Genomic DNA, 10,996 nt, shown 5'->3' on the forward strand with positions numbered 1-10,996 from the left:
TTCTTTACTGCGGCGTCACACCCGGTCCGATCGGAATGCCGAGCAGCGTCCAAATGACGAACATGACGATCCATAAGGTCAAAAAGACCATCGCGTACGGCAGCATAATCGAAAAGAGTGTACCGAATCCGGCGCGGTTATCGTATTTTTTCATAAACGCCAGCACCATCGGCACGTACGGGTTCATCGGCGTTATGATGTTCGTCGACGAATCGGCAATCCGGTAAGCGAGCTGCACAAACGCCGGATTGTAATCCAAAATCATAAACATCGGAATGAAGATCGGCGCCATCAGCGCCCACTGCGCCGAACCGCTGAATATGAACAAGTTCAATACACCCGTTAACAAGATAAAGCCGACAATCACGCCCAAGCCGGTGAATTGCATATTTTGCAGGATATCAGCTCCGCTGACAGCGATAAAGATGCCGATGTTCGACCAGTCGAAGTAAGCAATAAACTGGGAAGCGGCAAAGATTAAAACGATAAAACCGGACATATCCTTCATCGCGCCGCCCATATATTCCGGCACATCGGATGACTGCTGAATCATTTTCGTCGTCACACCGTAACTGATCGCAACAGTCAAAAAGAGAAACAAGATAATCGGAATGATATTATCCAAAAACAGCGACGGAACGATCGTTCCTTCTTCGCCGCGCAAGATGCCGTTTTCCGGCACGATTGTCAGCGCGACAAGCGCAACGTAGAGAAACCCGGCAATCCCGGCCACTTTCAGCCCCTTTATTTCAAGCGCTGTCGGTTCGTCGACTTTTTGATCGACAGCATCCTGATCGGCATATTTCGTGTCAAACGTCCCTAAACGCGGTTCAACAACGCGTTCGGTAATCACTGTTCCGACAATCATAAGCATGATGACAGACGCGGACATGAAAAACCAGTTGTCGACCGGCGTGACGTTCGCAGTCGAATCAATCGTCCGCGCGACTTCGGTCGAAATTCCCGACAACAGCGCGTCCGTTCCGGCAACAATAACATTCGCGGTAAACCCGGCGCCGACCCCGGCGAAACCGGCTGCCATCCCCGCGAGCGGGTGGCGTCCGAGCGCGTAAAAGACCATCGCTGCCAAAGGCGGAATAATAACAAACGCCGCATCGGAGGCTAAGTTTCCGATAACCCCCGTGCCGATAATGACAAATGTAATCAACCGCTTCGGCGCATTCAAGATCGTCCGCTTCATAAAGGTTTCAATTAAGCCGACTTTCTGCGCTAACCCAATCCCGAACATCATCACCAATACCAGCCCGAGCGGAGCAAAACCGGTAAAATTCGTCAACATCGATGATAACATAAACTCTAACCCGTCAACGGAAATCATGTTGCGCACCGCTACTTGTTCTTCTTCTCCCGGGTGATAGACCGAGACGTTAAATAAACTGATCAGCCAGGAAAAAACGATGATTCCGAACGCTAAGTAAACAAAAATCATAAACGGGTGCGGAAGCTTATTTCCGACCTTCTCCACCACGTCGAGAAATTTCATGAAAATTCCGCGCTTATCGGTATACCCCTCTTTTTGTCCCATGTTTCTTCCTCCTCCACAATCATTTACGGACAATATCTTTATTTATTCCGTTAATGAGTAAAGTATCACATTTTGTCGAATCTGTCTGCCTGTGAGCAAAAATTTTCTGAATTTTCGTGTAAGGAAATTTGACATCCGCCGCCCGCTTCAGCTATAATATTTTGTGACTGACTGTCAGTCATTAAGTGCTCTACGATTCAACGAAGGACGTGAAACGATGAAAGCCCAAACCGAAGAAACGCTGATGACGCGCTCGCTGACAGCCGTCGGTGCATTTGCGCTCCTGTCCTTTCTTTTAGGCATCCTGCTCAACTCGCAAGTCATCCTGTTTGACGGGATCTTTTCCACGATCAGCATCGTCATGACCGGCGCGACGCTTCTCGTGCTGAAGTTCATCACGATCCGCGACCCGAAACGCTTTCCGTTCGGGAAATACACGCTCGAACCGTTAATGATCACAGTGAAATATTTAGCGCTGATCGCGCTCGTCTTCGCCTCGTTGATCGCTGCGGTGATCGCGCTCTTTTCCGGCGGCCGCGACGTCCTGATCGGCCCCGGTCTCGCCTATGCCGCGTTTGCCGCCGTCTACTGCTACGCGATCGCGCGCTATTTAAAAAAACAAAATCAGACGCTCAACTCGAACGCAATCCGCTCTGAAGTCAACGAATGGCATCTCGACTTTCTCGTCAGCACCGGCATTCTCGCCGGCTTTTTCATCGCCTACCTGATGACGCTGTCTGATGCGACGGCGCCCTTCGCCGTGTACGCCGACCCGGTCATGATGATTCTCATCTCGCTTTACTTTATGAAATGGCCGATCAGCGAAATCCGCCAATCGATGCGCGAAGTGCTCGACATGAAACCGGACGACAACGTAACCGCCCCGGTGGAAGCCGCAGTGGCCGAACTGAAACACGCCTGCGGCTTTGAGGAAACCTTCGTCCGTACAACGCTCGTCGCAAAGACCCTTTGGCTCGAAATCGACATCGTCGTCGGCGCGGCGAATAACGTGGAAACGATCGACAAGCAAGACGCGCTCCGCGAACAGCTGCTCGAAAAGCTGCCGGACAATGACGCCTACGACACCGTCTGGCTGACCATGTCCTTTACAAACGACCGCAAATGGGCAATCTAAAAGAGCCTTCTCCGTTTTGGAGAAGGCTCAACCTGTTAACAAAGTCATGACATCGATAGATGTCATATTAAAAGAAACGGATGACGAAGCATCATCCGGCTTCTTTCCGCGGGCGAGCGCCGAGCCGCTTCGGGCTTATGCCCTGCAGGGTCTCGTCTGTCTCGCTATCCCGCAGGAAAAAGCCGGGATGCTGGGTCATCCTCCTTCTTTGAATCGAGTGTATTCATAAAAAGAAGCCATGCATCCACTCCTCCGACGCCTCCGGGAAAGCAAGCGACGAAGATCCGGATTCGGCGGCCTCAGACCGCCGAATACTAGCTGAGTCCTTGCCCGGGGCAAGCGGAGGGTAGTGGATTCATGGCTGACATAAAAATATAGTTTGTCTACAGTCTAAACCTTCTCCGTTTTGGAGAAGGCTCTTGTCGTTATGAGACCTGCGCAAACTCGCTTGCCGCGGGCAACGCCCAGCCTCCTCAGAAGCGAAACCGCTTCTTGCGGGGTCTTCACCTGTTGCTTTTCCCGCAGGCGTCGAGTTTGCTCCGGTCTCATAAAGTTTAGTTTCAATCCGCGTTGACGGCGTCGGCGATGGCGTCATAATCGAAGGAATCTTCCATCAGTTCGCCGTCGACGAGGACGGCGGGCACCGTTTCAAACCCGTGCTCTTCGACGTAGGCGTTTGTGAATTCATCCGTATCAGGAACGGGCGCGCCCATCACGTCATCGTAATCGAGGCCGAATTCCTCTAGCACTTCTTCTTGGTAGGAAGGTTCGCCCCAACCGCTCACGGCGTCATCTTCCGCATCCGCATACAATCGTTCAGCGATCGCAAAATAGTCTTCAGGCGCGCTTTCTTTTACCGCTAAATCAAAAGCCGCGAGACGCTCGGAGTTTTCATCGACAAATGAGACCGGTGCGGAGCGAAATTGCGCGGCGCCTTCATCGACGAGATTAGCTTCAATCTCCGGCAAGATGTCCATATACCAGTCGACGCAATACGGACAGGAATAATCGGTCACAAGCAAGATTTCCGACTCGGCTTCCTCGTCGCCTTTGACGACGATCGGCTCGTCCTCGACCGGCGACGTCGCCGGTCGATCCTCATTTTGATTATCCGCTGCCTCGTTATCTTCCCCGCCGCAGGCTGTAACGAACACCGCCAGCAGCAAACTTACCATTAAGATCAACACATGCTTCATAAAAATTGCAAACTCCTCTCTGTTATAGAACGTACATTCTCATTATACACCGCTTCGAGAGAAAAAATTGTAAACAACTCGTGACATTTTTTATTCGCCCGCTGACTGAAGCACTTTTCGCAGGCGCCAGACCGAACCCGGCGAAAAAATACGCACTCAGGATCGTTCCGAGCAGCTGAGTGCGTATTTTCCGCTGATTTCTTGCACTCGGATCGTCGATTCCTCCGCGAGTGCAAGATTTCTCCCAATTTTGTGCACTCAGCTGTTCAAATTCTCCGCGAGTGCACAAATTCACCCCTATTTTTTGCACTCAGCCTTCCCGCACTGCCGCGAGTGCGCCTGCAGCCCTCGATTTCTTGCACTCAGAGCGCTATCAAAGGATTGAGTGCGCCACCCGCGCCGGCACACCGATCAAAAATCCACCCGATAACGAACGTCCGCCTTCAGCGGACGAAGCCATCGGACTCACTCCGCTCCGATCGCGCCTCTCTCCGCCCGGTCACCTCCGGGCGGTTCCTTCAAATCTATTTCTCATTCATATGTTCAATTTGATCCCTGATTTGTTCAAGCAGTTCATTTTGTTCTGTTAGTTTTTGCATTAAATTGGATGCAAAAATAATGAATACAATAAATAGAATAAGAACGAGAATATTCATGACAACATCTCCTTTACGCAAATCTTTCGCTGACGAAATAAACCATCATCAAAACCGCCAAAGCATATGGAAAAAAGCATTCTCCGCACTTAGAGAATGCTTTTTCTATTGAGTTCATTCGAGAGTGATTGCACGACCCTCAGCCCGAATTGCCGCCGACGACAACGCCCGCGGTCACGGCCGCCAGCATCGCGGTTTGCTGCGCTTCCTGCACGGTTTCGATCGTCGTGTACAGTGTCGTGCGCAGCGCCTCATCATCTTTCAGCCAGTCATGAATCGTCAGCTGCACCGCGTGCACAAGCGGCCAGTCTTGTTCCCAACGAAGCCCCTTATGTTTTTTCAGCTCAGCCTCGGCCGCCTTAATCTCCGCCGTCACATCCTCCGACCCAACCGCAAGCGCGAGCATCGCAAGCGACGGATAGTGCACCGGCTTGAGCCGCAGCTTCGCCTTCTTCCAGTGCTCCAGCTGCGCCGCCGCGTTCGCAAGCACCTCCGCATCATCATGCGCATCATCAAGCGACAGCAAATGGCTCATCATCTGCAGCTCATTCGACTTCTGCAGCCGCTCCTCCGCCATTCCCTTGTAAAAATATTCGATCCGCTCAATCACCGGCTCCGGCTCACCCCCGCGCATCGCCAGCATCGCCGCGAGCGGATAATCCGTCTCCCCCGTCAAAAACGGATGCTTCTCCTTCATCCCCCGGTGCAACGCCTGCGTCCTTTCCGCATGCTCCTCCAGCGGCGTATCACGATCCGCCTTTTTGTGCAACAGCATCGCCGTCACATACGTCGCCGTCCCCTGCTTGAACTTATAACGCCGCAACGCTTCATACAGACGAACCACCTCCGCAAGCGCCCGCTCCGGATCATCCGCCGACGTAGCCAAATTCGCCGCAAGCGAAAACCGAAACGACTGCTTTAGCGGCGAAAACCACGTACCCTTCTTTTTCACCGTATCTGCCAAAGCAAGAAACCGCTCCGCATCAAACGGTTCACCCCGCAGCTCGTACATCGACGCCGTCATCAGCATCACGCCTGTGCCGGGAAACTGCCAGCGCAACAGTTTTTTCACCTCATCGTATGTATCCAGTACCGGTTCGACTGCCACGGTCATTTGATCAACTCCCAACCGAGAATACTTTCCAGCACAAGTTTACCATATTTTGTCCCTTTCGCAGGCCGAAGCAGCGAAGTATTTTGCCAAAGTCAGCACTCCATGCCCTAACTTTTTCGTTAAGTTAACACTGTATTGAAGCCTAGAACTCAAATATCGAAGCCATCTACCTTTATATTGAAGCAGTTCTCTCGATTATTGACGCCGTTCACCTCGATATCGAAGCAGTCGCCCCCGATATTGAAGGAGTCCCCCCTATTTCAATGCCCCGAGTCAAAAAATTTCTACATACGCCAACGATCGCGCCTCTCTTCGCCCGGCTCCCGAACCGAAAAAAAGCGCCCGCGCCGGCAACCGGCGCGAACGCTTTCTGCATATTCATTGTAGATTAAAGAATATTTTCTCCGCCTTGTTCTTGCTTGACGAGCTTCGCGTCGTAAAATTTGATAAACGGGAACCAAATCATAAAGGCGACAAACACATTGATAAAGGCCATCAAGACAGCGACGAGGCTTCCGCCGGTGCTGATGAAGGCGCCGATGCCAAGCGGCGACGGCCAAGGCATTTGTGCGATAACCGGAGCCATCAGCTGCAGTTCGATCGCCCAATACGCGGTCGATGCAGTGACCATCGGGGCTAAGAAAAACGGAATTGCCAAGAACGGATTGTACACAATCGGCAAACCGAAAATGAGCGGTTCGTTAATGTTAAACACACCCGGCACAATCGAAGCTTTCCCGAGTACCCGCAGTTGCTGCGATTTTGCCAAAAAGGCAATGAAGAACACTAACCCGAGCGTCGCACCGGAACCGCCGATGATAACGAAGGCGTTGTTAAATTCACCCGCAAGCGGAATGTTCGCACCTTCCGCGTTCGCTTGCATATTCGAGAGAATGACCGGCGTTAAGAACCCGATCCAAATGACGTTGAATCCGTGAATACCGACAATCCAAAGCGCGTGGATTAAGAAGTAAATCACCAGTACACCCAGCCACGTATCGGTAATTTCTGTTACGAAGCCAAACGGAATCGCGACGAGCTGAAAGATATCTGTGCCGAGACCGACGAGCGTCCCGTTAATGATCAGGACAACAAACGCGACTAAAAACGCCGGGATTAATGCGGTAAACGAGCGGGAAACCCCGGACGGAACCGAATCAGGCATTTTGATAACTAAATTTTTCACTACACAAAAGCGGTATACTTGCACCGTGATGATTGCCATAATGATTGCCGTAAAGATGCCTGACGCGTCTAGGCGCCCGATCCCGCCGGCAATTTCCCAGCCGTTAATAATTGTTGCACCGTTCGATTCATTTACAAGCGACATTTCACCGTCGCCCGTTGTTAATTGCGGCACCGTCATAAACAGCGCAAACATCGTTAACAGCGCGCCGTTTAACGGGTTCATGTTCGTTCCGTCTTCATCGGCATGAATTTTTGTATACTCATAGCCGACGACAAGTCCAAAGTAAAGCGCCAACATGCCCATCGTTGCCGTATTCGCTAACATGTACAAGTCACTGACGCGGTAAAACGTGTTATCAAAGAAACCTTGTAAAACCGGGAACGTATCCGGCAAGACGTTTAACACTAAAAACATCGAACCGACGATAACAAACGGAATCGACGCCATCCCGGCCGCCATAATCGCACGGACAAAACGCCAAGCGGCAATTTTACTCATCGGTCCCATCAGGTATTTTTCCATAAGATTGAATATTTTACTTTCTGATGCCATCCTATGACCTCGCTTTCAATTAATTTAATACTTCTTCGTACTGTTTGATCCGCTGGTAATGCTTATCTTCGTTTGTGCGGATTTTCGTTAAGCGACGAAGGACGAGCGCACTGATCGCGATCCCTGCCGTTAATATCACAAAAATCGCCGCTTGCGCCTGCGTCTCACTCGAGAGAAACGGATACAGCTGTGTAAACGATGATAAAAACGCAACCGGCGTTAACAAGAGCAGATTCGTGATCAGCTGCGCACGAAAAGCCAAGCGCGTGTACTTCGCATCATTCGTATGCCGGCTGTATATCTTCACCTGTTCCGCCATGCTGGCGATATAGATAAGCATCAGCCCGGCCGGCACGATCAGCCAGACCGATTGGCTCAAAACCATCGCCGCAAGCCAATACAGATTGGTAAAGAAAAACAATGCCGTTGCATACCGGACGATTAAATAGCGATTAAAGTACATCGACTTTAAGCTTAATGCCTGTTTATTTTTTTCCGCCGTTTGCCTGTCGTTTTTCATCGTTAGACCCTCACTTGTTGTCGACTTTTTCGTGCAGGTGAATCATTTCTTCCGCCATGTCTTTTAACGTCATCACATTCATCAAATGGTCTTGCGCGTGCACCATGATGATCTCGACCGTGATCGTTTCGCCGTGCGAATACTTTTGCAACAATTCCGTCTGCGATTTATGCGCTGCGACGATCTCCTCGTTCGCTTCTTCCAGTTTCTTTTCTGCTTCGCGGTACTCGCCGTTTCGCATCTGTGTAAACGCTTCTTGAATCGACGTGCGCGCCGATCCGCTGTGCAAAATAATCTGAAACGCCACCGTTTGAAGTTCCTCTTGTTCCATTGTTAAATCCCTCCGCTTCTTTGCTGTCTGTCGTGTCGGTTACCTGCTGCGAAAACGCATGCAAAAAGGGCTAAAACACAAGGTTCAGCCCTTGTCTGCCTCAGGGGCAGCTTACGCTTCCGGCAGCTCTTCTAAAATCAAGTTCGCGAGCTTTTCAACGCCCATCGGAATTGGTACATACGCTTGCGAAGGAATATTGATCACCGGCTTGCCGACGCGGTCGCCGCTTTGCTTCATCTTGTCGTAGTACATTTTCGTTTGCGGGCTGATCAAAAACAAGTCGAAATCGCTGTCTTCGATCAAGTTGCTTCCCTCGCCGGTCGAAACCGCTTCGACTTTAATGTCGTGGCCTTTGCTTTCAAAATGTTCCGTTGTTTTGCTTGCCATCATTGATGAGGACATTCCTGCTGCACAAATAATTAACGCTTTTCTCATGATTGATTCCTCCAGTAGTTTAGTTTTGACTCTTGCCGGACGAAGCGTTGCCGCTCTTTTAAAAAGGGAACCGCTTCCAAATTTCAATAACGTCGCCGGCGTTTCGATATCTCTAAGGTACTAGTTACGAAACCGGTTTTGTAGAGGGCCTTTTTCCGTTGACAGCGGAAAAGTACTAAAACGAACATAAAAAAGCAGACGGAGAGAACCTCCATCTGCCCTTCTGCAGACAACCTGCTATTTCGGCGCAAGCCGCGCAGCCGCTAACCTCCGCTTGCCGCGGGCAAGGACTCAGCTAGCCTTCGGCGGTCTCGGACCGCCGAAGCCGGATCTTCGTCTCTTGCTTTCCCGCAGGCGTCGGAGGAAGTGGCTTGCTCGGCTTTCTTACTTTGCAGGGCTGATCGCGTGCCTTAGTTGCTCGAACGTTTTGCATTGCAAGAGGCTGTTCACTTTCGTATGATCATCAAACAGCTCGAGCAGCGCGTTATACATCGGCTTTAAGTTGCCTTGATTTTCGCGCGCGATGTTGAGGAGCACGACGAACTGCACCGGCTTGTCGATCCAATAAACCGGTTTCGTTAACGTCAAAACGGACCAGAACGTCTCGTCTGTCTGCGGCTCCAACGGATGCGGAATCGCTACGAGGTTGCCGAAGCTCGTCGGAGAAAAATTCTCCCGCTCCAACACCGACTCCCGGTACGACGCATCAACCTTGCCCGCGGCAAAAAGCTCGTCACACATAAACGTGATCACGTCCTGATAACTTGCAAAATCGTGCTGTAAATACGTAAACGGTTTACACAAATATTGATCGACCGCAAACGTCTCTTCGTAAACGAATTTCTCAATCCCCGTTACATCGCTGTCGCTTAAAATCGTGCTGACCGTTTTCACCGGCACCGGCAAGCTTTCCTGAATTGGAATCGTACTGATGATGAAATCGATGTTATCCAGCGGCTGATCTGCTAAATTATGGTACTCGGTCGTGCCGGCAATCTGCAGCTTTTCACCGAACGTCGAATGGAGTTTATACTTTAACAGCTGCGCGCTCCCGAGCCCTGAGGCACAAACGATTAAGCAGCGCGGCGCCCGGCCTTGGCTCCGCTTTTTCCGCTCCTGAGCCGCTTCAATATGAAGCGCCATATAGCCGACTTCATTCTCATCGATTTGCACGTCGAGCCGTTCTGCTAACACATCTTTACCGATTAAGGCTGCGGCAAAGGACAGCGGGTAACCCGCTTTAATCTCTTCTAACATCGGGTTGCGGATGTTCATATTGTATTTGTAGCGGTTGATCGCCGGCTTTAAATGCAAGCTCAGTTCAGCAAGCAAATTCTCATCGTCTTGAAGCTGCAGGTTTAAGCGCTGGTCGATGCGCGCGAGCATTTCCGTTACGACGGCGGTGACATCGTCATAAATGAGCGCGGTTACGTCATCGCTGTTAATCGCCGAATTCGCCAGTTTCGTTCCTTGCAAATGCATCGTAATGTACGCCGTCTCATACTTGGAAAACGTCACGTGCAGCTCGTTTTCAATCTCTCTGACGATCTCTTCAGCGACTCGGTACTTTTCCTTGGTTTCCAATTCCGCCATTTCAGCATGAATCATCTCAATCGCATGATTTTCCCGGATCCGCTTGCAGGCGATCGCAATATGGGTAATTAAATTTTGCAAACTCACATCCGAGATGATCGTTTTATGCTCGCGCAGCTTCGCAAGCGTCACTTGCTGAATCGCCGTCAGCTCCTCTTGCGGCAAAATTTGCAGCCAATCTTCCGAGCTGCCGGTAAAATTCGAGGTTTGATTAAAAATGTATTCCGAGATGCAAAAACGGATTTGCACTTCATTGCCGACGACCCGTATCCCGTAGTGCGGTTTTTGCTCCAACGCTAAATCGTATTTGTGTAAAATCCCGCGGATCGTCTTTAACTCCTGCTGCAACGTCGACCGGCTGATAAAGAGCGCGTCGGCTAAATCGTCGGCTTTAATATAATCGGACGTAAACAAGAGCCGCTCCATTAAATAACGGACCCGCTCATCGGATGACGACGGCATGTCTTCGCGGCCGTGCTCCCCTTCGTTGGCCAAAAACGCCTCGACCGCTGTTATATTTTCCGCCCTCAGCTGATAGCCCTTGCCGCGGTACGACTCGATCCGGGCGTTCAGCGGGGCTAACGCTTCATTCAATACTTTAACATCATTACGAACCGTCTTCGAACTGACGTATAAGCGGACGGCGAGTTCTGAGCTCGTGACCGGTTCGCTCGCTTCCAACAGCTGCTTTAAAATCGTTTGTAATCGGCTATCCATCGATATCCTCCT

At 50.8% G+C, this 10,996-nt stretch carries 10 protein-coding genes; 2 read left to right on the top strand and 8 right to left on the bottom strand.

Going from position 1 to position 10,996, the window contains the following annotated elements; genetic code table 11:
• Positions 1-4 precede the first annotated feature (4 nt).
• Positions 5-1,546: an AbgT family transporter gene (locus tag EDD67_RS01545; protein ID WP_186805999.1), complete on the bottom strand. Its 1,542-nt coding sequence runs from the start codon at positions 1,544-1,546 to the stop codon at positions 5-7.
• Between the two features lie 217 nt (positions 1,547-1,763).
• Here EDD67_RS01545 and EDD67_RS01550 point away from each other — a divergent pair, with 217 nt between their 5' ends.
• Both EDD67_RS01550 and EDD67_RS01555 read left to right on the top strand, forming a co-directional pair.
• Positions 1,764-2,681: a cation diffusion facilitator family transporter gene (locus EDD67_RS01550; RefSeq protein ID WP_121439416.1), complete on the top strand. Its 918-nt coding sequence runs from the start codon at positions 1,764-1,766 to the stop codon at positions 2,679-2,681.
• A gap of 46 nt (positions 2,682-2,727) precedes the next feature.
• Positions 2,728-2,910 carry a hypothetical protein gene (locus EDD67_RS01555; protein WP_123875791.1) on the top strand — a complete coding sequence of 61 codons (183 nt, stop codon included), beginning with the start codon at positions 2,728-2,730 and terminating at the stop codon, positions 2,908-2,910.
• 331 nt (positions 2,911-3,241) lie between these two features.
• On the opposite strand, the gene EDD67_RS01560 is transcribed toward EDD67_RS01555, so the two are convergent.
• The 7 genes from EDD67_RS01560 to EDD67_RS01590 form a co-directional block, all read right to left on the bottom strand.
• Complete coding sequence (locus tag EDD67_RS01560) at positions 3,242-3,877, bottom strand: thioredoxin domain-containing protein (RefSeq protein WP_121439418.1); 636 nt, start codon at positions 3,875-3,877, stop codon at positions 3,242-3,244.
• Positions 3,878-4,672: 795 nt separating this feature from the next.
• Positions 4,673-5,647 (bottom strand): DUF4003 family protein, encoded by a 975-nt coding sequence (locus EDD67_RS01565; RefSeq protein WP_121439419.1) that lies wholly within the window; start codon positions 5,645-5,647, stop codon positions 4,673-4,675.
• A 388-nt stretch (positions 5,648-6,035) separates the two neighbouring features.
• Positions 6,036-7,388, bottom strand: a complete 1,353-nt coding sequence (gene celB, locus EDD67_RS01570; RefSeq protein ID WP_093074332.1) for a PTS cellobiose transporter subunit IIC — start codon at positions 7,386-7,388, stop codon at positions 6,036-6,038.
• Between the two features lie 19 nt (positions 7,389-7,407).
• On the bottom strand, positions 7,408-7,908 hold the full coding sequence (locus EDD67_RS01575) for an MFS transporter (protein WP_121439420.1): 501 nt from the start codon (positions 7,906-7,908) through the stop codon (positions 7,408-7,410).
• Positions 7,909-7,918: 10 nt separating this feature from the next.
• Positions 7,919-8,239, bottom strand: a complete 321-nt coding sequence (locus EDD67_RS01580; protein ID WP_121439421.1) for a PTS cellobiose transporter subunit IIA — start codon at positions 8,237-8,239, stop codon at positions 7,919-7,921.
• A 111-nt stretch (positions 8,240-8,350) separates the two neighbouring features.
• A complete protein-coding gene (locus EDD67_RS01585; RefSeq protein WP_093074326.1) occupies positions 8,351-8,674 on the bottom strand; it encodes a PTS cellobiose transporter subunit IIB in 324 nt (107 codons plus the stop codon).
• A gap of 384 nt (positions 8,675-9,058) precedes the next feature.
• Positions 9,059-10,984 carry a BglG family transcription antiterminator gene (locus tag EDD67_RS01590; protein WP_121439422.1) on the bottom strand — a complete coding sequence of 642 codons (1,926 nt, stop codon included), beginning with the start codon at positions 10,982-10,984 and terminating at the stop codon, positions 9,059-9,061.
• Between the last annotated feature and the right edge of the window lie 12 nt (positions 10,985-10,996).

The sequence above is a fragment of the Salisediminibacterium halotolerans genome (genome assembly GCF_003814815.1).
In the GTDB taxonomy this organism is placed as follows: Bacteria; Bacillota; Bacilli; order Bacillales; family Salisediminibacteriaceae; genus Salisediminibacterium; species Salisediminibacterium halotolerans.

Coding starts and splice junctions, on each gene's coding strand:
- EDD67_RS01545 (WP_186805999.1), bottom strand. CDS start 1,546: ATGGGACAAAAAGAGGGGTATACCGATAAGCGCGGAATTTTCATGAAA.
- EDD67_RS01550 (WP_121439416.1), top strand. CDS start 1,764: ATGAAAGCCCAAACCGAAGAAACGCTGATGACGCGCTCGCTGACAGCC.
- EDD67_RS01555 (WP_123875791.1), top strand. CDS start 2,728: ATGACATCGATAGATGTCATATTAAAAGAAACGGATGACGAAGCATCA.
- EDD67_RS01560 (WP_121439418.1), bottom strand. CDS start 3,877: ATGAAGCATGTGTTGATCTTAATGGTAAGTTTGCTGCTGGCGGTGTTC.
- EDD67_RS01565 (WP_121439419.1), bottom strand. CDS start 5,647: ATGACCGTGGCAGTCGAACCGGTACTGGATACATACGATGAGGTGAAA.
- celB (WP_093074332.1), bottom strand. CDS start 7,388: ATGGCATCAGAAAGTAAAATATTCAATCTTATGGAAAAATACCTGATG.
- EDD67_RS01575 (WP_121439420.1), bottom strand. CDS start 7,908: ATGAAAAACGACAGGCAAACGGCGGAAAAAAATAAACAGGCATTAAGC.
- EDD67_RS01580 (WP_121439421.1), bottom strand. CDS start 8,239: ATGGAACAAGAGGAACTTCAAACGGTGGCGTTTCAGATTATTTTGCAC.
- EDD67_RS01585 (WP_093074326.1), bottom strand. CDS start 8,674: ATGAGAAAAGCGTTAATTATTTGTGCAGCAGGAATGTCCTCATCAATG.
- EDD67_RS01590 (WP_121439422.1), bottom strand. CDS start 10,984: ATGGATAGCCGATTACAAACGATTTTAAAGCAGCTGTTGGAAGCGAGC.